We start from the raw sequence: 20,838 nt of genomic DNA, 5'->3' as shown, positions 1-20,838 counted from the left end.
CCGCGGAGCACGTCGAGCTCCGCTTTCAGCGATCCATGTTCACCCTGACCCGCCTGACATTCCAACGCGCCCGGAAAGAGCGCCTGCCCCAGGTTGCCGGCAGCCTGACCTTCACGACCCTGCTGTCGATCGTGCCCTTGCTGGCCGCGAGCTTCGCGCTGTTCACGCAGTTCCCGATCTTCAGGCGCTTCAAGGACGCGCTGCAGGAGATCCTGCTGAGCCGGCTGCTGCCCGCCGACATCGCGCGCACGGTGCTGAAGTACCTGAACCAGTTCGCCGCCAACGCCAGCGGCCTGACCTGGGTCGGCTCGCTGTTCCTGCTGGGCGCAGCCGTCGCGATGCTGCTGACCGTCGAGAACGCGCTGAACCAGATGTGGCAGGTGCGCAAGAACCGGCCCTTCCTCAGGCGGATCGGCCTCTACCTGCTGATGCTGGCGGTCGGGCCGCCGGTGCTGGGCCTGAGCCTGTGGGCGACCTCGTATCTGCTGGGCAGCTCCGCAGGCCTGATCGGCGCGCTGCCGCGATCGCTCGCATTCGTGCTCGACCTCGGGCCGTTCATGCTCGGCGTGGTCGCGCTGACGAGCTTGTTCTATCTCGTTCCGAACACCCCTGTGCGGCTGCGCGACGCGATCGCGGGCGGCGTGCTCGCCAGCGCGGCCTTCGAACTGGGCAAGCGCGGCTTCACCGCCTACCTGGTCAAGGTGCCGACGTACAAGGCGCTGTACGGGGCCTTCGCCGCGCTCCCGATGTTCCTGCTGTGGGTGTACTTCTCGTGGCTGGTGACGCTGGTGGCGGCCATGATGACGGCCAACCTGGCGCTCGGCCGGCGGCGGGCGGGAGGCAAGGCCGCTCGCGCCTGACGGGCTCGGCCAAGGGGTAATCTCCGTGTCGATGAGCCCACCCGAACCCCGCCCCGCATCCGTCTGGAGCCGCTTCTGGTCGCCAAGGAGCTTCCTCGAACGGGTGCCGGCCGAGGCATCCGACCAGGAGGCGGAGGCCATCGTGCAGAGGAACGACCTCTGGCTCAAGACCTACATGGATATGTACATTCTGAGGTGGGGCGGACTGTGGGCGGCCTCGCTGGCGGCGGCGCTGCTCCTGATGGAGGGCGCGGGCCTGCTGTTCGCGCTCGCGCTGGCCGCGAACCTGGCGGCGCTGTGCGGCCTGGTCGCCATGATCCTGACCTATCGCCGCGCGGCCAGGGCGGTGCAGGAACGAGCCCCGGACAAGGGCGGGCGATGACGAAAGGAGTCGGGCATGAAGACGACATCTTGGCGCGGCGCCTTGCGCCTGCTGGCATGGGGCATCAGCACCCTGGCCTTGCTGGGCATGAGCGCATGCGGCGGCGGTGACGATGGCTTCGTGCTCCCTGCCGCCAGCACGCCCCCCGCGGGCCTGCACTACGAGCGCAATGCGGTCGTCTACGCGCTGGGCCAGCAGATCAAGCCGAACGCACCGATCAGCAGCGGCGGCCGGATCCTGCGCTATGCCATCCGTCCGGCCTTGCCCGCCGGGCTGCAGATCGACCCGTCGACCGGCATCATCAGCGGCACGCCGCAGGTGGTGTCCGCCTCGACCCGCTACACCGTCTTCGGCAGCAACCTCGCGGGCACCGTCACGACCGGTCTGCTGATCGCGGTCAAGGCCAGGGCGGAGCCGCCCGCGAACCTGATTTTCGAGAACCAGGACGCGATCTACACCATCGGCCAGCCGATCCCGCCGAACCATCCCTCGGTGGACGGCGGGGACGTAGCCGGCTTCACGGTGCAGCCCGCGCTGCCCGCCGGGCTGCAGATCGATCCCGCCACCGGCGTCATCTCCGGCACGCCTCGCCTGCTCGCTGCGCCAACGGCCTTCACGGTGACCGCCAGCAACAGCGCCGGCGCGACCAGCACCGTGCTTCGGATCGAGGTCCGCGACCCGCCGACGGCGGCGCCCGCTTCGCTGAGCTACCTGGAACCGAAGGCCGTGTACACGGCACGCAGGCCCATCATGCCCAACCTGCCGCACAGCACCGGCGGCCCGATCAGCGCCTTCGCCGTCGCGCCGGCACTGCCCGCCGGGCTGAGCATCGACGCCATCACCGGCGTCATTTCCGGCACGCCGGAATTCGCCAGCAATCCCGCCGACTTCACGGTGACCGGCAGCAACGAGGCGGGCGCGGTGCAGGCGACGATCAACATCGTGGTGGTGCTGCCCGGCGCGGGGCTGCCGATCGACCCCACGAGCGTTCCGCGCACCAACCACAGCGCAACCTTGCTGGCGACCGGCAAGGTGCTGGTCGCCGGGGGCCATGACGACGTCGTCACCCATGCGTCGGCGGCGCTCTTCGAGCCTGGCACCGGGCTGTGGACGGCGGTCGGATCGATGAGCGCCAGCCGCTTCTTCCATACCGCCACCCCGCTGCCGGACGGCCGGGTGCTGGTGGCTGGCGGCGAAGACCTCGCAGGCGCCTTCCGCTCCTCGGCAGAGCTCTACGACCCCGCCACCGGGCAGTGGTCCGCGACCGGCGCGATGGGCGTGGCCCGGAGCGGCCACACCGCGACCCTCCTGCCCGACGGCAGGGTGCTGGTCGCCGGTGGGTCCAACGGCGGCTATCTCGCCACGGCGGAGCTGTACGACCCCGCCACCGGCCAATGGACGCCAGCCCCCGCGATGAGCACCGCCCGCAGCGTGTTCACCGCGACCTTGCTGACGGATGGCCGGGTGCTGGTCGCGGGAGGAACCAACGGCAGCCCGATCGCAGCGGCGGAGCTCTACGACCCGGCCTCCGGCCAATGGACGGCGGCCGCGCCGATGAGCGCCGCGCGCCTGACCCAGACCGCAACCCTGCTGCCGGACGGCAAGGTGCTGGTGGCGGGAGGCAACGGCGGCGCCGCGGGCGGCGGGTCGCTCGCGACGGCCGAGCTGTACGACCCCGCCACCGGCACGTGGACGTCCGCCGGCGCGATGGGCAGCGGACGCACCGGCGCCACCGCCACCCTGCTGCCCGATGGCCGGGTGCTGGTCACCGGCGGCTACGACAGCAGCAACCTCGCGCAGGCCTCGACCGAGGTCTACGACGCCGCCAGCGGCCAGTGGTCGGACTCGGGTGCGATGGTCGACGCCCGCTACTTCCACAGCGCGACCCTGTTGCCGAATGGCGATGTGCTGCTGGTCGGGGGCACCAACGACCTCCAATCCCTGGCGAGCGCGGAGCTGCATGTGCTGTAGGAGGCCCGGAATCACTAAGATCGCCCCCTGCATCTCACAGCCGATCCAGGACATCACGATGACTGCCGCCATGTTCGCAGCCCTGTGCTTCACGGTGGCCTTGCTCGTCACCACGGCTTACTTCATCATGGGTTCCATCCCGCTGCTGATCCTGAAGCACGACACGCCGCTGGACGCCCGCTTCGTGCGCGGCTTCTTCAACATCTATTACGTCGCCGCGTTCGTCACCGCGGCCGCCACGGCGCTCAGCTATGCGATCGCGGGCCGCCCGGGGCTCGCCGCGGGTGCCGCGGCGCTGGCCTTGGTCGCCATCGCCCTGCGCCGGAAGATCATCCCCAAGATGGACTCGCTGGGAGCGCAGATCGAGTCGAACTCGATGGATGCGATCCCGGGATTCCGGCGCACCCACATCATCGCGATCATGATCAACATCGCCCAGCTGGTCGCGATCGTGTGGAGCCTCACCACCTTGAGCCGATAGCCGAGGCCCCCTCCCATGAAGACCCAGTACTACACCGCCAGCAGCCTCGACGGCTTCATCGCGACGGACGACCATTCATTGGAATGGCTGTTCCCGCTCGGCGACATCAACGACACCAGCTACCCGGCCTTCATCCAGGGCGTCGGTGCGCTCGCGATGGGCTCGTCGACCTACGAATGGATGTTGCGCCACGTCGTCAAGCCGGACGCCAAGGACCCGGGCGCATGGCCCTACACCCAACCCACCTGGGTGTTCAGCAGCCGCGAGCTGCCCGCCGTGCCATCGGCCGTCATCCACTTCGTCCGGGGCGATGTCGGGCCGGTGCACGCGGCCATGAAGCGGGCTGCCGGGGGCAAGAACATCTGGCTCGTCGGCGGCGGCGATCTGGTCGGCCAGTTCCATGATGCCGGCCTGGTCGACGAGATCATCGTCCAGGTCGGCTCCGTGACCCTGGGCTCGGGCAAGCCGCTGCTTCCGCGGCGCATCGTGTCGCCATCCCTGCAGCTCAAGGAGGCCAGGTTCGTCGGGCCGGGCTTTGCAGAGCTCAGCTACGCGGTGCCGAGGAAGCCATGACGCGCGGCGCGCGGCGGCCGGCGCCCTGAACGCGTTCAGGGCTGCAGCGGCAGCTGGGTCGTCGACATCACCTGCTTGAGCACCATGAAGGTCCGGATCTGCCGCACGCCCGGCAGGTACAGCAGCTGCTCGGCGTGCAGGCGGTTGTAGCTGTCGTTGTCGCGCGTGCGCACCAGCATGAAGTAGTCGAACTCGCCGGTGACCACATGGCACTCCAGGCAGCCCGACACCTTCTGCACGGCCTTCTCGAAACTGGCGAACGACTCGGGCGTGGAGCGGTCGAGCACCACGCCGATCATGACCAGCGTGCCGAAGTCCAGCGCCTGCGCATCGAGCAGCGCCACCACCTTCCTGATCAGGCCCATGGCCTTGAGCCGCTCGACCCGCCGCAGGCAGGCCGGCGCGCTGAGATTGACCTTGGCAGCGAGCGCCACGTTGGACACCGAGGCATCGCGCTGCAGCGCGCGCAGGATGGCGCGATCGGTGCGATCCAGTTCAGGCTTGTCTTGCAATTTTGTTGTGCGCATGAGGCTCTCGACAAAATCAATCACTGCCAATCGTTCTGAAGCTTGTCAGGAGTGTCGCAAATCGATCTGAATTTGCAACCATCGAACGAGCTTTCCTTCCTACGATTCCGGTTCCTCTCCCGAACCCTAGGAATCGCCATGAACCTGCAGAAATTCCCGCGCTACCCACTCACTTTCGGACCGACGCCGATCCAGCCCTTGCGGCGGCTCAGCGCCCATCTGGGCGGCAAGGTCGAGCTCTATGCCAAGCGCGAGGACTGCAACAGCGGCCTGGCCTTCGGCGGCAACAAGACGCGCAAGCTCGAGTACCTGATCCCCGAGGCCATCGAAGGTGGCTACGACACGCTGGTGTCGATCGGCGGCATCCAGTCGAACCAGACCCGGCAGGTCGCCGCGGTGGCCGCCCATCTCGGCATGAAGTGCGTGCTGGTGCAGGAGAACTGGGTCAACTACTCGGACGCGGTGTACGACCGCGTGGGCAACATCGAGATGTCGCGCATCATGGGCGCGGACGTGCGGCTCGATGCCGCCGGCTTCGACATCGGCATCCGCAAGAGCTGGGAAGACGCGATGGACAGCGTGCGCCGCGCCGGCGGCAAGCCCTTCCCGATTCCGGCGGGCTGCTCCGAGCATCCGAAGGGCGGGCTCGGCTTCGTGGGCTTCGCCGAGGAAGTGCGCCAGCAGGAGGCCGAGCTGGGCTTCAAGTTCGACTACATCGTCACCTGCTCGGTCACCGGCAGCACGCAAGCGGGCATGGTAGTGGGCTTCGCGGCCGACGGGCGCGCCGAGCGCGTGATCGGCATCGACGCCTCGGCCAAGCCGAAGCAGACCTTCGAGCAGATCCTGCGCATCTCGAGGCAGACGGCCGAACTGGTGGGGCTGGGCCGCGAGATCAGCGCCGAGGACGTGGTGCTCGACACGCGCTTCGGCGGACCCGAGTACGGCTTGCCGAGCGAAGGCACGCTCGAAGCGATCCGCCTGAGCGCCCGCACCGAAGCCATGCTCACCGACCCGGTGTACGAAGGCAAGTCGATGCACGGCATGATCGAGAAAGTGCGCCTGGGCGAGTTTCCCGCAGGCTCGAAGGTGCTGTACGCGCATCTCGGCGGCGTGCCGGCCCTCAACGCCTACAGCTTCCTGTTTCGCAACGGCTGAAGCGGCCCTGGCGGTCGGCTAAAGTCCGCCCATGGTCACCTGCTACCTGCGCTACGTCATCGATCCCTTCAAGCTCGCGGAGTTCGAGCGCTACGGCAGGATGTGGATCCCGCTGGTCGAGAGATTCGGCGGCAAGCACCATGGCTACTTCCTGCCGTCCGAGGGAGCCAACAACATCGCGCTCGCGATGTTCAGCTTCCCCAGTCTGGCGGCGTACGAGGACTATCGGGCGCGGTCGATGGCCGATGCAGATTGCCAGGCCGCCTTCAGGTACGCCGAAGAAACCCGCTGCATCGTCAGCTACGAGCGCAGCTTCTTCAGGCCGGTCTTCGACTGAGACCTACTTCCGGATGCCGAGCGTGCCCGAGCCTTGAGCCTGGCCGTCGACGTTCGCGCCCGCGCCGGTCAGGGCATCGGCCGCACCGGTCACGCCGGTCACGCCGGTCACGCCGGTCACGCCGCCCAGCGTCCCGCCCACCGTGTTCGTCACGCCGCCGAGCGCACTGGTCGCGCCGTCCTTCGCGCGGGCGGCCCTTTCGGCTGCATCGGCATGCACGCCGGCATTGGCATCTGCGGCCGCGGCCCCTTGCTTGGGTGCGGTCCTGGGATTGCCATTGGCGTTGACATCGGCACTGACGCCGGCACTCGCGCCGACGCCGAGGTTCGGCGTGCCGGGCGCCTGGGCATTCGCGACCCCGCCGGCGGCGAGAGCGCCCGCAAGCAAGACGCCGAGAAGGATCCGGTTCTGGTGTTGTTGCAACTTCATGGGTGACTGTCCCTTTCGCTTTGAATGGTCACTGACTGCGAACCGGCTTGACGCCAGTCCGAGCGAATTGCCTGGCGGCGAAGGCCCACGTCATCCGCGACGCATCCGGGCCCTTGCCGTCGCTGTAGGCCTGCTGCGCCGCGCCGCCGCTCCAGGCGTGCCCGAGGCGCTCGACCTCGACCAGGGTGGCAACAGTCTTGCCCCTGCGCTTGAAGTCGGTCACGTGCGTCGGATACCGGTTGCCGCGCTGCACGCGGCGACCCTGGCCTGCGTTCGCGCCGGCCGCGACCGCCCAGGCTTGCGCGGCGGCGAGGCCGTTCGACGCCGCGACCACCTTGTCGAGAGAGCCATGGATCACCATCAACGGAGGCCATGAAGCCGCCATCGCGACCGGCGTGACAGGCAGCGGCCGCGTGGACCGATGGCCGTGCATCGCGCCGAGCGCGGAAAGCGTCGAGTGCGCGGTGCCGGGCGGAATGCCCGAATGCATCACGACCGCGGCGAAGCGCTCCGGATGCCTGGTGACCAGCAAGGCCGCCATGCTGGCACCCGCCGACAGGCCGGCCACCGCGATGCGCTCCCTGTCCACAGCGTACATGAGGCAGACCTGGTCGATGGCCTTCATGATGAGCCCGGCCTCGCCGTAGGCGCGCCCCGACGAGGTGTCGAACCAGTTCCAGCAGCCTTGCGGATTCGACACGCGGTCCTGCTCCGGATACAGCACGAGGAAACGTTCGCGCGCGGCGACGCGATTCATGCGCGTGCTGGTCGCGAAGCTCTTCGCGTCCTGGCCGCAGCCGTGCAGCATCACCATCAATGGCAGGCGTTCGCCGAACATGATCCCGGGCGGGCGATAAAGCCTGAAACGGCGCATTCCCGCAGCGCCCATCGCGACGCCGGAAATCCATTGCCCTGCCCCCGCCGGAGGACGGCGCTTCTCGATCGCCGGCTTCACGGCTTCGGCGACCGCTCTCTGGCTCGCACGCAGCGTGGTGCGCGTGATCGCTTCCATGCCGCGGGCGAAGACGCCGGTCCACAGGCCGGCCTTCTTGCGCCGCGCCATCAGCGGCGGGTCTTGCGCCTGGAGGCCGACAGGGTCGTCTTTCCGCTCCAGAAATCGACGATCTGCCGGGCGGCTTCGGCCTGCATCGCGCCGGCCTGGCGTTTCGCGGCGCCAGTGGCCTGGCCGCGGGCCGCACCCATCGTCCTGTTGGCTGCGCTGAGCCACATGCTCATCAGCGGATTCTTCTTCGTCCAGGGATTGCTCATTGGCACTGCTTTCATCGACCGGGGGCCGTTGAGGAAGTCTGGGCGGCGCGCGCGATGCGGCACCGCAGCATTGCGCTCGAAAGAGGGTGGCCGATGTCCTACGCCGCCCCAGACCCGTGCAAGGAATCGCCCGGCCACCCTTCGACACATCCGGCACTGGCAGGCGAGCCCGCTTCCGGGTACGCTCGCCCTTCGAAATTCGAGGCCGCGGTCTTGAGCGGCCCAGAGGAATGGCTCGGAGAGCTCGTTCGTGATGTGCATCCGCTCTACCGACCGACCGAGGAGTGAAGCTCATGAGCGATCAATCCAAGCCGAAGGACCCGGGCTCGGGCGATGGGCGGATTCGTACCCATCTGCCGATGCGCAACACGGCCAGACCCGGGCTCATCACCTACGACGCCAAGGACCCCGACACCCACTTCCCGCCGATCGACCAGTTGCGCCCGCCCAAGGGTGCGCCCAACGTGTTGATCGTCCTGATCGACGATGCCGGCTTCGGCTCGGCCAGTGCCTTCGGCGGCCCCTGCCAGACCCCGAACGCCGAGAAGCTGGCCGCGGCCGGCCTGAAGTTCAATCGCTTCCATACCACCGCGCTTTGCTCGCCGACGCGACAGGCCCTGCTGACCGGCCGCAACCACCATTCCTGCGGCATGGGCGGCATCACCGAGATCGCCACCGGCGCGCCCGGCTACAGCTCGGTGCTTCCCAACTCGATGTCGCCCCTGGCGCGCACGCTGAAGCTCAACGGCTACTCCACGGCGCAATTCGGCAAGTGCCACGAAGTGCCGGTCTGGGAGACGAGCTCGGTCGGCCCCTTCGACGCCTGGCCCACCGGCGGCGGCGGCTTCGAGTACTTCTACGGCTTCGTCGGCGGCGAGGCCAACCAGTGGTATCCGAGCCTGTACGAAGGCACCAATCCCGTCGAGCCGAAGAAGACGCCCGAAGAGGGCTACCACCTGATGGAGGACATGACCGACAAGGCGATGGCCTGGATCGGGCAGCAGAAGGCGCTGGCACCCGACAAACCCTTCTTCGCCTACTTCGCGCCCGGCGCCACGCACGCGCCCCATCACGTCCCCAAGGAATGGGCCGACAAGTACAAGGGCAAGTTCGACCAGGGATGGGACAAGCTGCGCGAGGAAACCATTGCCCGGCAGAAGGCACTGGGCGTGATCCCGGCCGACTGCGAGCTCACCGCGCGGCACGCGGAAATCCCCGCATGGGAGGACATGCCCGACGCGATGAAGCCGATCCTGCGCCGGCAGATGGAGGTGTACGCGGGCTTCATGGAGTTCACCGACCACCATGTGGGCCGCCTGCTCGACAGCATCGAGCGGCTCGGCATCCTCGACGACACGCTGGTCTACTACATCGTCGGCGACAACGGCGCTTCCGCGGAAGGCACGCTGAACGGCGCCTACAACGAGATGGCCAATTTCAACGGACTCGCCGCCCTCGAAACGCCCGAGTTCCTGATGGCGCGCTACGACAAGCTCGGCGGCCCCGAGTCGTACAACCACTACGCGGTGGGCTGGGCACATGCGATGAACACCCCCTACCAATGGACCAAGCAGGTGGCTTCGCACTGGGGCGGCACGCGCAACGGCACCATCGTCCACTGGCCGAAGGGGATCGCGGCCAAGGGCGAGCTGCGCTCGCAGTTCCACCACGTGATCGACATCGCACCGACGATTCTCGAGGCGGCGGGCCTGCCGGAGCCGGTCGAGGTCAACGGCGTGGCCCAGGAGCCGCTGGAGGGCGTCAGCATGCTGTACACCTTCAACGATGCGGGCGCCGCCGAGCGGCACGAGACCCAGTACTTCGAGATGTTCGGCAACCGCGGCATCTATCACAAGGGCTGGACCGCGGTCACCAAGCACGGCACGCCGTGGGTTCTGATGGGCCGCAAGACGGTGGCGCTCGACGACGATGTCTGGGAGCTCTACGACACGACCAAGGACTGGAGCCAGGCCCGCGATCTGTCCGGGCAGATGCCCGCGAAGCTGCACGAGCTGCAGCGCCTGTGGCTGATCGAGGCCACGCGCTACAAGGTGCTGCCCATCGACGATCGGGTGGTCGAGAAGATGAATCCCGACACCGCGGGCCGGCCGGTGCTGATCAGGGGCAACACGCAGCTGCTGTTCGGCGGCATGAGCCGGTTGTCCGAGAACTGCGTTCTCAACCTCAAGAACAAGTCCCACTCCGTCACTGCCGAGATCGTGGTCGCGGCCAGCGGGGCACAGGGCGTGATCATCGCCCAGGGCGCCAACATCGGCGGCTGGAGCCTCTACGCGCACAAGGGCAAGCTCAAGTACTGCTACAACGTGGCGGGCGTTAACCACTACTTCGTCGAATCCGCGGACCCGCTGCCGGCCGGCGAGCATCAGGTGCGCATGGAGTTCGCGTATGCGGGCGGCGGCCTGGGCAAGGGCGGCCAGGTGAGCTTGTTCATCGATGGCAAGAAGACCGGCGAGGGCTCGGTCCCGATCACCCAGGCGATGGTGTTCTCGGCCGACGACGGCTGCGACGTGGGCGAAGACAGCGGCGCGCCGGTGTCTCCCGACTACGGCCCCAAGGACAACGCCTTCAACGGGCGCGTCAAGGGTGTGCAGCTTGCCATCGCCGAGGCTGCCGAGAGCGTGGATCACCTGGTCTCGCCCGAGGAGGCCCTGCGCATCGCGATGGCGCGGCAGTAGGCAGAGGGGACGCGCGCACCGGCATCGCCGACGGGCCGGGGTTTGCAGCGCCTACTTGCGCGGGGCCGAGGTCCAGGGGTTGACGATCGCGACCCCGGCGCCCTCGAAGTCGCCGACGTTTCGGGTCGCAAGCCGAGCACCGTGATGTCTTGCGATCGCCGCGATCTGCGCATCGAACTGCGAGATGGGCCGGCCTGCAGCGCGGCGGACGCTCACGATATCGACATAGGTCGATACCGCCGCGCTGTCGAAGGGCAGGATACGGGTGCCGAAGTCCTCGTCGAAGGTCGCGCGCAGGGCGGCTTCCAGCGCCGTGCGCCGCCTGCCCGCAGGCAGCAACCGCGCACCCAGCATCATCTCGGCTTGTGTGACGGCGCTGACAAACAGGGTGTCGGCCGGCTGCATCGAGAACCATGCCAAGACCTTCGGCTCCGGCGTCGTGCGCAGCAGTTCAGACAGCACGTTGGTATCGAGCAGCGTGCTCATCCGCGCTTCCGGGAGAGCGCGCCGGACTTGCGCCTGGGGCTCGCTCGGGCAACCGGCGGGTCACCCGACACGGGTGGCGAACGTACCGGTTCGCGCGCCTCGATGGGCAATCGAACGTCACCCAATTCGGCAAACCGGGCCCGGATGCGGGCACCGAGATCCACCGCGGGGGAGGGATCCTGCAGGGCGGCCCTGAGGATCTGGCGCGCCTCCTCCTCCATTGAGCGATTTCGTGCGGCCGCGCGCAGCCGCAGCCGACTCTTGAGCGGGTCATCGAGATTGCGGATGGTGAGCGTGGCCATATGGCGAATGTCCCCTGGAACGTCGTTGCAGCTTCTGCTGTCAATGATAGCAATGCAATCAGATCTGCCGCGGCAAGGCGCACCGAATTACCAGTTTTCGGTGATCGACTGCCGGGCGCGAGGTCGGTAGGCTCACGCCTCCCGATGCGCGCTCATAGACCCAGAGCCGAGGGGGAATTGCCGCTCGGGCGCCGAGCGCTGCAAAACATAATCAAGAAGGCACCGGATCGATCGAACGGCGTCGAAGTCGAGCCAGGGAGCCAAGACCAGCGGTGCAACGAAGCACCCATCGCCGTTCATGGACTCTCAGGTCATTCAAATCGCCGGCCCGGGCGGCGCTCCTTATCAGCTGGGCCAGCCCATGCTGATGTTCACGGGTGGCCTGTTCCTCGGCCGGGTGGACCCCGTGCACCTCGACGAGCGCGGCACCGAGGTGCACCTTGGCAACTTCACGCCGACTTCGGTGGCCCACGACGAACCGCGAAACGTCGGCGCCCTGCTGTTCTACGAAGCCTGCGCCCATATCGCCCGCCACCATCCGCAGGTGCTGCTGATCAGCTTCGCGTCCTCGCGGCCCATGCCGGGCATCGGCGATCCGGCCCACCAGGCGGCGGCTCGCGTGGCAGCGCTGGAGCGGATCGGTGCGTCCGACATCCAGGTCACGCCGGTGCAATCGGGGCTGATCACCGTCTCCGGAACCTGGGCCTACAACGAGCGCAACCTGCGCGACCTGCACGTGGCGCTGGAAGAGCAGCGCGCCATCTTTCGATCGGTGCCCATCGGCAGGGGCGATCGATGGACGGGGTGGCTGGAGCGGCTTCGGCGGGTGTTGTTGCCGGTGGCCAGGGGCTAATGTGGGAGCCTACTTGGACAAGAAGCTGGTGCACCACTGCTGCTGGCAGGGCACGCCGTCGTTGTTCCCGTCCATTTGAGTCCCCGGGCAGTTCTTCAGGAAGAACTTGGCCTCGCTGCACGATGTCATTTGCGAGCAATGGGTCCGTCCGTCGCACCGGTAGCTGATCGGCACCGGCTCGGCGACGACGGCCTCCCGGGACGCCATCGCGGCAGCCGGTGCAAGCCGCGCCGTGTGACGTTGGTATTGCGAATAGCCGTAGGCCCCGATGGCAACGACGATCACGAAGCCGACGAGGGTGCTGATCGGTGAGCGTCTTCCGTCCCTGGTGGGCCGCGATGGCGAACGCGGATACGAGGAAGGCTTGCCTAGTGCTTGCCGATACACGTTCACCGCTTGCGGCTTTCCGTCTTTGCCGCGACCCAGTTCGTAGGTAACCGTCTCACCCACCGTGGGACGGGACCCGTCCCTTGGGAGCGCGCTGATGTGGACGAACAGTTCGCGGCCGCCGTCTCGCGGTGCGATGAAGCCGTAGCCCCGCTCGTCGTTCCAGCTTCTGAGTTTTCCGGTGAGTGCCATGTGGTTCGACGAGGCTTTGATTGTTGGAGGTGCCAGCGCCGCGAAACTATAGCGACAGTTTCCGGCCAGTCGATCGCCGGCCCCTCCATCTCAGCCCAGGAACTCACCCCGCCCTTGCCGCCGACACGATCGCGGGCGGCTTCCAGGTCCCGCTCCCTGCCGGCAGGATCGAGGGCGGCGTCTCCTTCGGCCAGTAGAGCCGCATGACGGCGTAGATGGGACCATCAGGCGCCGGCAGCCAGTTCGCTTCCCTGACCTTGCCGGGCGAATCGTGCTGCAGGTACAGCGTGACCGAACCGTCCGCGTTCTTCTTCATGTTCCGCAGCATCGGCGAATTGATCAGATAGCGGTTGATCGGGTTCTCGATCAGCAACTGGGTCTTGCCGTCGTACATCGTGACGGACCAGAACGAGTTGACGGGCGGCATCCGGTCGGCGGCGAAGGTGATCGTGTAGTTGGCCTTGCTGCCGTCCAGCGGCTGGCCGCGGTCGTCGGTCAGGGCCACCGGATAGGTCGCCTCGACCGCATCGTTGCCATAGATGCCGATCTTGGCAGCCGCGGCGCGCAGCACGTAGTTGCCGTTGTAGAAGGCGCGATTGCCCTGGGCCGAGCCGACCATCCAGCCGTTGACGTTGTGGCCGACGCCGTTGGACATCTTGTCGATCTGCGCGAAGCCGTCCTTGATGCCCTGGCCGACCGCTGCCTTGTGTTCTTCGTCGAGCTGGCTGAAGTCGAAGTTCTTGCCCGGGCCGATGCCGATGCTCGCGAAGCGCGCGCGCAGCTCCTTTTCCACCGGCACCTCGGGCGTGAACTGCATCAGGAAGTCGAGATAGCTCGCGAAGCCGGTCGTGAGCGCATCGTTGCGCCAGGCCGGGAACCGGATGTCCGGGGCCGCCGGTGGCGGGGTCTGCTTGAGGAAGGCCGACAAGGCCTGGACCTTGTAGCCCGCCTGCACCTTCCTGACGTTGGGCATGTCCTTCGGATCGAACAGCTGGGTGCGGTAGAGCGCGAGCATGAACTGCGTCTCGGACGCAAACACCTTCCGGATGCCGGCCGGCGTCGCGCCCTTCCACGACGGGCCCGTCACCATGAAGCAGCCCGCTGCGCTGCCGGTCGCGCGGCTGCCGATGAAGCCGACGTTGTGCGTGTACATGTCGGCGAGCTGCACAGAGTAGTAGCGCTTCTTGTCGACCGCGGGCACGCACAGCACCATCGGCTCGGCGCGCAGGTCGAGCATGACCATCGAGTACGGCGTGTCGCTGTTGGGCGTGACGATGGCCGTGTCCTTGTAGGTGAAGACACTCGCCTCGTTGTTGATCGTGTTGAAGGGCGCCTTGTACTGGGAAGAGCTCTTGTCGATGTTGTACTGGTACATCGCCTTGTAGCCGGCGATCATCGGGAAGGCATACACATACGCCTCCTGGGCGATCTTGCGTGTCTCCTCAATCCCCGGAGCGCCGATCCCCTGGGCGCTGTCCGGCCGGGCGGCCGGGGCGGCGGGTTCGGTCTTGACCGCGCAGCCCGCAGCCAGCGCAGCCACTGTCAAGCCGAAAAACAATCCTCGAAATCCTCGAACGGGGCGGGGTGAAGCGAACGTAGCCATCAATGCCTTTGCAAATGAACAGCGGGCATTGTGGAGAGATCCGGTGACTGCAGTGTTCACATCCGAGGCAGCCGCCGCTCCACAGGGCGCAGGGCCCCGGAGCCACCGGATCCGGGGCGCATGTTCAGCTTTGCTGCACGCTGCCCCGCCCGAGCGCGCCGAGCAGATAGCCATCGAGCGCCAGCAGGATGTCGTCGACCACGGTGTTCGCGCTGGGCAAGGCGGAATTCACCAGCAGCGTCTGCTTCACGAGCGAATCCACGATGGTGTAGGCGTTGAAGGCCAGCCGCGCGTCGTCCAGCCCCGCTGGCCAGTCGACCGCACTCGCCAGCGCCTTCTGGAACAGATTCACGTTGTGCTGGTAGGAGCGGTTGTAGACCGCCTGCGGAGACACACGGCGCTCGATCGAGCACTGGGGATGACAGCCCAATTCTCGAGCGTGCAGAGGCAATACTCGTCTCCAGCCGCATAGCGACCGCCTCGTTCCTCGACGCAATCTGCTGTTATCGCATTGATAGAAATGGAGGATCACGGGAGAGGTACGCGTTGGTACTTGGGCGAGAGTCAGAGGAAAGCCTGACGGATGCCGGAGATGGACCGACACCTTCAGGCTACGTTCGCAAAGAGTGGCTCCACGCCGTATTCCCCAACGAACTGTTAATTGACGGGTTCTCAATCGCGCGTCGGCGTTGATGGATGGCAAAGGCGAAGTGACCTGGAATTCCTAGAGTCTGCATTTGCTTGTGAAACAGACGTTCGGCAGCGCGACCTTGAACGTCCGAGATCAGTCTGCAGCAGACATCGCAGCCCGCCGCAGCCCCGCCCACCTCACATTGCGACCGATGTCCCCACCTTCATCCTCTCCCTCACCCCTCTGAGCGTCCCCCTCACCGCCTGGATCTGCCGCGTCATATCCGCATTGAGCACAGTCACCAGCCCCCGCAGTTCATCCGGCTCGATGTGAAACTCCTCCACGCCTTCCAACGGAGGGAAGCGAGGCGACAGAAAGCTCTCCAGGCATTCGTACGCCCGGTGTGATTCGACGAGGTTGTAGAACGCGTCCTCGACGTCCGAGAAATGCGCGAGTGCCGACTCGTTCGGGTCTGAAGGCGGTGGCGCCGTTGGCGCTGCCTTCTTGGCGACTGGCACACGAGGCCGCTTCGCAGCGACCGTTGCGGGCTTGACGGACTTCGAGACTTTTGTGGATTGCGCAATTGCGCGAGCAGACTTAGCCATTTTTTCGGCCTCCCAGTGAATGCAACTTGCCTCACCCGCCGATCCGCGATCAGACGGACACGGCGGCTCGAACGGGTTCGAAGGCTTCATGCGGCCGAGGTGGTCGCATGAAGCGCTCAAGCCTCACCACATGTCAGTGAATCAACTTCCGCGCCGCGTGAATCGCCTTTTCCAACGTGCGGATGCGCCGGCCCATCTCGGCATTGATCAACTCCATCAAGGCCGTCAGCTCCCGGGGCTCGCCGAGATACTCCTCGACGTTCATCATGTCGAGTGGCTTTAGGAAGGTATGTACGCAGCCGTAGGCGCCTTGCGCCCAGCGCAAGTTGTTGAACTCGTCCTCGACGAGCAGCGCCGCCGAGCTGATTGCCTTGTTCCTTGCTTGCTTCTTGGTTTCGGCGCTTGTTGCCGGGTCGTCACCTGCGACCTTGCGCTTGGTGGTTTTTGATTTGGCGGATGTCGTCTCCGCCGTGCGAACGGTCTTAGCCATTTCTTGTCTCCCTACTTGCGGTTATGCAACCGCGCCCGCTCGAAGGAGGAGGCGGCGGCTCGAGCGGGTTGGAAGACCGGGCTTTCACTACGGCGATAAACCGGCAGGGCTTGCGCCCTCCCGCCCGAGCCGCCAAAAAAGCAGCGCGAGCGAAGAAGCCGCAGGCCTAAAAGACAACTGCGGCTTCAGCCGTAGTGAAAACTTCGGGCTTCCAAACCCGATCACGCCGTTGCCGACGCGACTCGCGCAGTATGCCGACGCTCTTGCCGCAGATGCACGCATTCAAGCATCGACTAGATCCGAACTTTCGCCCGAATCTTCCGCGCCCACCTTCCCTCATTAACTCCCAGGCATCGCCCGAACCAGCAGCCGCCAAAGCTGCTCATCGAAGTCCCGATCCACCGCCGCCTGCCCCGTGCGCACGACAACAAGCTTGCGGCTCGGCACGACGAACAGCCTGCGGTCCAGCGCCCCCATCGCGGCCACCATGTCAGCCGGCGCGGCCGCGACCAACGGACCGGGCCGGCGCCGCGCATTGGCGCCCGCACCCACGGTCTCAGCGCCACCGTTGAGCCACCACAGCCGCCCATAGGACGGATTCGTCTTTGTCCGCACGAAGAGCGCATCGAGCTGCGCCTTGGAGATCACGCGCACGCCCACATCGGTCACTCCCCCATTCAACACGACCTGCCCCATGCGGGCGATGTCCCCCGGCGTCGTGACCAGGCCAGTCGGGTTGCCGACATCCGCCATCAGCGCTGGCCGCTTGCGCCAGGCCGTGTCATTCATTCCGGCTGGGCGCGCGAGCCATGCTTGCGTGATCTCGGCCAGCGGCAGATTGGCCGCCGCTTCCAGCACCGCCTTCATCACCGCATAGGCCGGCGTGTTGTAGAAGAACTTGGTGTCCGGCGCCGCGTCGAAGCTCAGGTCTTCCTTCAACCCCGAATTCATCTCCATCAGGTTGCGCACGGCAATCGCGGCCTCCTGCTGCGGCGTGGCCTTCGACCAGCCAGCGCCGATGTACGACGTCACCGGCCGCGACACATCCAGCAACCCCTTGTCGACCGCGATCCCGGCGAGGATCGCGACGAAGCTCTTCTGCTGCGAGGCGACGTCCTCCAGCGTTGCGCCGTCCGCCGCTGTGCCGTGCACGAAGGCGGCGCGGAATCCCCTGGCATCCGCGGCCGGCGGCCAGAGTTTCTCGGCGATGAGTTTGTCGTCCTGAATGATGACCAGGCCGGTCGATTTCTGGCGGGCGACATAGTCGATCAGCGCGTCTAGCGCCGCAGCGTTCCAGCCCGCGGCCACCGGGTCGATGCGAACCGGCTCGGCAAGTGGCGCGCCGGCCGGCATCGCGATGGCGCACAGCGTGGCCAGCGCCACCGCGCAGAAAGTTGCCAGGGATCTGCGCACAGGCCCGATCACTGCTGCTCCCTAAAGGCTGGCTTCGAGGTCGGTCAAAGTGACCATGAGCAGCATCGGATCGATCGGCGACGGCTCGAAGCCGATCCGCTCGTAGAAGGCCTTTGCCTCCGACGTGAGCGCATGGACGATCATGCCCCGGATGCCGATGGCATCTGCTGCCTGGATCACGCGCAGGCCTGCGTCACGCACGAGCGCCCGGCCCCATCCATCGCCTTGCCGGGACTGGTCCACGGCAAGCCGCGCGAGCACGACGACGGGGATCGGGTCCGGCATGTTTCGACGAAATCGGCCTGGCGCCGACACGACGGCGACCGCGCTCGACGCCAGGGCGTAGTACGCCAGCACTCGGCGATCTTCGCAGGCAACAAATGTGCGGGACGCGCCGGTTGCCTGATTCTTCAAGGCGCGGCGCTTCAGCCAATGATCCAGACCCTCGACCCCCGAGGCGAACGAATCAGTGTCGTGGCTGGCATCCAATCGCTCGGGTGCGCCAACCGTCATGCCGGGTCCCAGGGGGCCTTCGTTCGCATCGTCTTGCGCAGTCGCTCATTCGACTGGGGCGGCATGTCCAACCGCGCCAGGAACGCGGCGTAGGCTTGCGGACTGGCTGCGACGAGAACCTGGTCGAGCAAGGTTTCCTCCGCAGCAGCACGGGCGGCGTCCAGCATGAAGTCGGTGCGGTTCTTGCCCCGTGCCCTGGCCGCCCGGTCGATCAGGTCACGCTCCTCGGGCTTGATGCGGACGTTGAGTGTTTCTCGCTTGGTGGGCGCAGTGGACGATGTAGGCATGAGCTTGCTTCCTGCAGTTCCAGGCAGGATACCAAAAATGTAATGTCAACGTCATTACATTGGTTCATCGCCACGCAAGCCTTGCGCTCCCGACAGCGCAAGGCTCACCTGTCTGCCCCCTCAAGCCAGCTTGAAAGGCAGCTCCCGCACCGGCTTGCCCGTGATCGCCGCCACCGCATTCGCAAACGCCGGCGCCAGCGGCGGCAAGCCCGGCTCGCCCATCCCCGTAGGCGCATCCGCACTCGGCACAGTGAACACCGCAATCTGCGGCATGTCCGTCATCCGCGGCACCACGAAGTCGCCGAAGTTGCTCTGCTGCACCACGCCGTCCTTCAAGGTGATCGCCGCGCCCGGCAGGCACATCGACAGCGCCATCACCGCGCCGCCCTGCACCTGCGCCTCGACGCTCTTCGGGTTGACCACCAGGTTGCAGTGCACGCCCGCCGTCACTTGGTGCAATGTGGGCGTGCCGTCCTTCACCGAGGCTTCGACCACATAGGCCACCACCGAGTCGAAAGACTCGTGCACCGCCACGCCCCAGGCCCGGCCGGCTTCGAGCTTCTTCTTTCCGTAGCCGGACTTGTCGACCGCCAGCTGCAGCGCCGCCTTGTGGCGCGGGTGCTTGTCGCCGATGAGCTTCATGCGGTACGCGACCGGGTCCTGCCTGGTGGTGCGCGCGATCTCGTCGAGCAGCGTCTCCATGACGAAGGCCGTGTGGGTCGAGCCCACGCTGCGCCACCACAGCACCGGCACGTTGAGCTTGGGGTGGTGCACCGTGAGCCGCATCGGCAGCGCGTACGGCTCCTTCATGCCTTCGACCGCGGTGGCGTCGATGCCGTCCTTGACCATCATCGGCTCGAACATGCTGCCCATCAGCAGCGACTGGCCGACGATGACGTGGTCCCAGCCCGTGACATTGCCCTGGGCGTCGAAGCCGATCTTGGCGGTGTGCAGGTGCATCGGGCGGTAGTAGCCGCCCTTGATGTCGTCCTCGCGGCTCCACAAGGTGCGGATCGGCGCCTTGATGCCCGCCGCCTGCGCGGCCTTGACCACACCGCAGGCCTCGACCACGAAGTCGCTGGTCAGCAAGCCGCGACGGCCGAAGCCGCCGCCCGCCATCTGCACGTTGACCTTGACGTTCTCGGGCGGCACGCCCAGCACCTTGGCGGCCGCCATGCCGTCGATGCCCGGCATCTGCGTGCCGGTCCACACCTCGGCCTTGCCGCCCGACAGGCTCACGGTGCAGTTGAGCGGCTCCATCGGCGCATGCGCGAGGTAGGGGAAGACGAATTCGGCGTTGATCTTGTGCGGCGCGCTGGCGATCTTCGAGACGTCGGCGTCGTACTTGCGCGCGCCGGGCTTGGTGGCGAGCTCGCGGAACTGCACCAGCTGCTTGTCGCTGTCGACCTTCTCGACGGCGCTCGCGTCCCATTCGATCTTGAGCGCATCGCGGGCCTGCTTGGCGGGCCAGTAGCCGGTGGCGATCACGGCCACGCCTTCGGCGCCGCGGTCGAGCGGCACGCGCAGCACGGCCTTGACGCCCTTGATCGCCTTCGCGGCCTTGTCGTCGACCGACTTGACCTTGGCGCCGAACACCGGCGGATGCGCCACCACGGCGGTCAGCATGCCGGGCAGCTTCATGTCGATGCCGTAGCTCTGCTGGCCGCTGGACTTGGCCTCTGCATCGAGCTGGCCGGTGGGCTTGCCGATGAGACGGAAGTCCTTCGGGTCCTTGAGCTTGACCGTCTCGGGCACGGGCAGCTTCATCGCCGCTGCGGCCAGTTCGCCGTAGCCCAGCTTCTTGCCGCCGGGGCCGATGACGAAGCCGTCGCGCGTCTGCAGGGTCGCGGCATCGACCTTCCATTGGGCCGCCGCCGCGCCGACCAGCATGGCGCGGGTGCGGGCGCCGAGTTCGCGGTACTGCGTGTACGAGTTCTTGATCGAGCCCGAGCCGCCCGTGATGTGCATGCCGAAGGCGGGGTCGACGTAGGCCGGGTCGTTGCTGCCGTGCACGCTCTTGACCTTGGCCCAGTCGGCGTCGAGTTCTTCGGCCAGGATCATCGGCAGGCCGGTCTGCACGCCCTGCCCGAAGTCGAGCCGGTTGATGGTGATGGTGGTGGTGCCGTCGCGGTCGATGCGCACGAAGGCGGCCGGCTGCTGCAGCGGCTTCAGGCCTGCGGGCTTGGCCGATGCGGCTGCGGCGGCGTTCTTGCTGTTGTCCTGCGCCAGCACGGCCGCCGGGAAGACGCCGAGCGCGAAGCCGCCCGCCGCCGTGAGCTTGAGGAAGCTGCGGCGCGGAAGGCCCTGGGGTTCGGCGTTGTCGTCATCGCGCGTGGTCAGCAGCGCGCGAAGGTTGGCGGGCAGTTCGAAGGTAGCTTGGTCGAAGTTCATGGTGG

24 protein-coding genes are annotated in these 20,838 nt (G+C 66.8%); 9 read left to right on the top strand and 15 right to left on the bottom strand.

What is annotated here, in order from left to right; genetic code table 11:
- Positions 1–35: 35 nt before the first annotated feature.
- The 5 genes from QTI45_RS06220 to QTI45_RS06200 are packed head-to-tail and all read left to right on the top strand — an operon-like array spanning position 36 to position 4,267.
- The gene (locus QTI45_RS06220; protein WP_286373415.1) at positions 36–860 is read left to right on the top strand and encodes a YihY family inner membrane protein; all 825 of its coding nucleotides are present in this window, start codon (positions 36–38) and stop codon (positions 858–860) included.
- A gap of 31 nt (positions 861–891) precedes the next feature.
- Positions 892–1,242 (top strand): hypothetical protein, encoded by a 351-nt coding sequence (locus QTI45_RS06215; protein ID WP_286373416.1) that lies wholly within the window; start codon positions 892–894, stop codon positions 1,240–1,242.
- Positions 1,243–1,257: 15 nt separating this feature from the next.
- On the top strand, positions 1,258–3,213 hold the full coding sequence (locus QTI45_RS06210; RefSeq protein ID WP_286653814.1) for a putative Ig domain-containing protein: 1,956 nt from the start codon (positions 1,258–1,260) through the stop codon (positions 3,211–3,213).
- A 58-nt stretch (positions 3,214–3,271) separates the two neighbouring features.
- Positions 3,272–3,694 carry a hypothetical protein gene (locus QTI45_RS06205; protein WP_286373418.1) on the top strand — a complete coding sequence of 141 codons (423 nt, stop codon included), beginning with the start codon at positions 3,272–3,274 and terminating at the stop codon, positions 3,692–3,694.
- 15 nt (positions 3,695–3,709) lie between these two features.
- The gene (locus QTI45_RS06200; protein ID WP_286373419.1) at positions 3,710–4,267 is read left to right on the top strand and encodes a dihydrofolate reductase family protein; all 558 of its coding nucleotides are present in this window, start codon (positions 3,710–3,712) and stop codon (positions 4,265–4,267) included.
- A gap of 35 nt (positions 4,268–4,302) precedes the next feature.
- Here QTI45_RS06200 and QTI45_RS06195 read toward each other — a convergent pair whose 3' ends face one another.
- On the bottom strand, positions 4,303–4,794 hold the full coding sequence (locus tag QTI45_RS06195; RefSeq protein ID WP_286373420.1) for an Lrp/AsnC family transcriptional regulator: 492 nt from the start codon (positions 4,792–4,794) through the stop codon (positions 4,303–4,305).
- Positions 4,795–4,932: 138 nt separating this feature from the next.
- On the opposite strand from QTI45_RS06195, the gene QTI45_RS06190 reads away from it, so the two are divergent.
- Together QTI45_RS06190 and QTI45_RS06185 are read left to right on the top strand one after the other, a co-directional pair.
- Entirely contained in the window at positions 4,933–5,949 is a 1,017-nt protein-coding gene (locus tag QTI45_RS06190) for a 1-aminocyclopropane-1-carboxylate deaminase (protein WP_286373421.1), read from the top strand.
- A gap of 31 nt (positions 5,950–5,980) precedes the next feature.
- Positions 5,981–6,286 (top strand): NIPSNAP family protein, encoded by a 306-nt coding sequence (locus tag QTI45_RS06185; protein ID WP_286373422.1) that lies wholly within the window; start codon positions 5,981–5,983, stop codon positions 6,284–6,286.
- Between the two features lie 3 nt (positions 6,287–6,289).
- On the opposite strand, the gene QTI45_RS06180 is transcribed toward QTI45_RS06185, so the two are convergent.
- The 3 genes from QTI45_RS06180 to QTI45_RS06170 are packed head-to-tail and all read right to left on the bottom strand — an operon-like array spanning position 6,290 to position 7,984.
- Positions 6,290–6,715 carry an adhesin gene (locus tag QTI45_RS06180; RefSeq protein ID WP_286653813.1) on the bottom strand — a complete coding sequence of 142 codons (426 nt, stop codon included), beginning with the start codon at positions 6,713–6,715 and terminating at the stop codon, positions 6,290–6,292.
- Between the two features lie 28 nt (positions 6,716–6,743).
- Complete coding sequence (locus tag QTI45_RS06175) at positions 6,744–7,778, bottom strand: extracellular catalytic domain type 1 short-chain-length polyhydroxyalkanoate depolymerase (protein ID WP_286373424.1); 1,035 nt, start codon at positions 7,776–7,778, stop codon at positions 6,744–6,746.
- Positions 7,778–7,984, bottom strand: coding sequence for a hypothetical protein (locus QTI45_RS06170; RefSeq protein WP_286373425.1), 207 nt, complete (start codon positions 7,982–7,984; stop codon positions 7,778–7,780). Before QTI45_RS06170 ends, QTI45_RS06175 begins: the two co-directional genes overlap by 1 nt.
- Before the next feature lie 293 nt (positions 7,985–8,277).
- Between QTI45_RS06170 and QTI45_RS06165 the strand changes: the two genes are divergently transcribed.
- Positions 8,278–10,680 (top strand): arylsulfatase, encoded by a 2,403-nt coding sequence (locus QTI45_RS06165; protein ID WP_286373426.1) that lies wholly within the window; start codon positions 8,278–8,280, stop codon positions 10,678–10,680.
- 51 nt (positions 10,681–10,731) lie between these two features.
- Here QTI45_RS06165 and QTI45_RS06160 read toward each other — a convergent pair whose 3' ends face one another.
- Positions 10,732–11,166 carry a type II toxin-antitoxin system VapC family toxin gene (locus tag QTI45_RS06160; RefSeq protein WP_286373427.1) on the bottom strand — a complete coding sequence of 145 codons (435 nt, stop codon included), beginning with the start codon at positions 11,164–11,166 and terminating at the stop codon, positions 10,732–10,734.
- Entirely contained in the window at positions 11,163–11,468 is a 306-nt protein-coding gene (locus QTI45_RS06155; protein ID WP_286373428.1) for a FitA-like ribbon-helix-helix domain-containing protein, read from the bottom strand. The genes QTI45_RS06160 and QTI45_RS06155 overlap by 4 nt, the downstream gene beginning before the upstream one ends.
- A gap of 298 nt (positions 11,469–11,766) precedes the next feature.
- On the opposite strand from QTI45_RS06155, the gene QTI45_RS06150 reads away from it, so the two are divergent.
- Entirely contained in the window at positions 11,767–12,321 is a 555-nt protein-coding gene (locus QTI45_RS06150) for a hypothetical protein (protein WP_286373429.1), read from the top strand.
- 9 nt (positions 12,322–12,330) lie between these two features.
- Here the strand turns inward: QTI45_RS06150 and QTI45_RS06145 are convergent, their stop codons facing one another.
- The 9 genes from QTI45_RS06145 to QTI45_RS06105 form a co-directional block, all read right to left on the bottom strand.
- Entirely contained in the window at positions 12,331–12,900 is a 570-nt protein-coding gene (locus QTI45_RS06145) for a cold shock domain-containing protein (RefSeq protein WP_286373430.1), read from the bottom strand.
- Between the two features lie 103 nt (positions 12,901–13,003).
- Positions 13,004–14,440 (bottom strand): DUF1254 domain-containing protein, encoded by a 1,437-nt coding sequence (locus tag QTI45_RS06140; protein WP_286373496.1) that lies wholly within the window; start codon positions 14,438–14,440, stop codon positions 13,004–13,006.
- A 187-nt stretch (positions 14,441–14,627) separates the two neighbouring features.
- Positions 14,628–14,897 (bottom strand): hypothetical protein, encoded by a 270-nt coding sequence (locus tag QTI45_RS06135; RefSeq protein WP_286653812.1) that lies wholly within the window; start codon positions 14,895–14,897, stop codon positions 14,628–14,630.
- Between the two features lie 434 nt (positions 14,898–15,331).
- Entirely contained in the window at positions 15,332–15,652 is a 321-nt protein-coding gene (locus tag QTI45_RS06130) for a hypothetical protein (RefSeq protein ID WP_286373448.1), read from the bottom strand.
- A gap of 220 nt (positions 15,653–15,872) precedes the next feature.
- Complete coding sequence (locus QTI45_RS06125; protein WP_286373449.1) at positions 15,873–16,229, bottom strand: hypothetical protein; 357 nt, start codon at positions 16,227–16,229, stop codon at positions 15,873–15,875.
- 339 nt (positions 16,230–16,568) lie between these two features.
- A complete protein-coding gene (locus QTI45_RS06120; RefSeq protein ID WP_286373450.1) occupies positions 16,569–17,642 on the bottom strand; it encodes a serine hydrolase domain-containing protein in 1,074 nt (357 codons plus the stop codon).
- A gap of 21 nt (positions 17,643–17,663) precedes the next feature.
- Entirely contained in the window at positions 17,664–18,155 is a 492-nt protein-coding gene (locus QTI45_RS06115; RefSeq protein WP_286373451.1) for a GNAT family N-acetyltransferase, read from the bottom strand.
- Positions 18,152–18,442 (bottom strand): type II toxin-antitoxin system TacA family antitoxin, encoded by a 291-nt coding sequence (locus QTI45_RS06110; protein WP_286373452.1) that lies wholly within the window; start codon positions 18,440–18,442, stop codon positions 18,152–18,154. Before QTI45_RS06110 ends, QTI45_RS06115 begins: the two co-directional genes overlap by 4 nt.
- 120 nt (positions 18,443–18,562) lie before the next feature.
- Positions 18,563–20,833, bottom strand: a complete 2,271-nt coding sequence (locus QTI45_RS06105) for a xanthine dehydrogenase family protein molybdopterin-binding subunit (protein ID WP_286653811.1) — start codon at positions 20,831–20,833, stop codon at positions 18,563–18,565.
- Positions 20,834–20,838: the final 5 nt, after the last annotated feature.

It is taken from the genome of Variovorax saccharolyticus (assembly GCF_030316765.1).
GTDB lineage: Bacteria > Pseudomonadota > Gammaproteobacteria > Burkholderiales > Burkholderiaceae_C > Variovorax > Variovorax saccharolyticus.
This window is presented reverse-complemented; position numbering and strand designations above follow the sequence as displayed.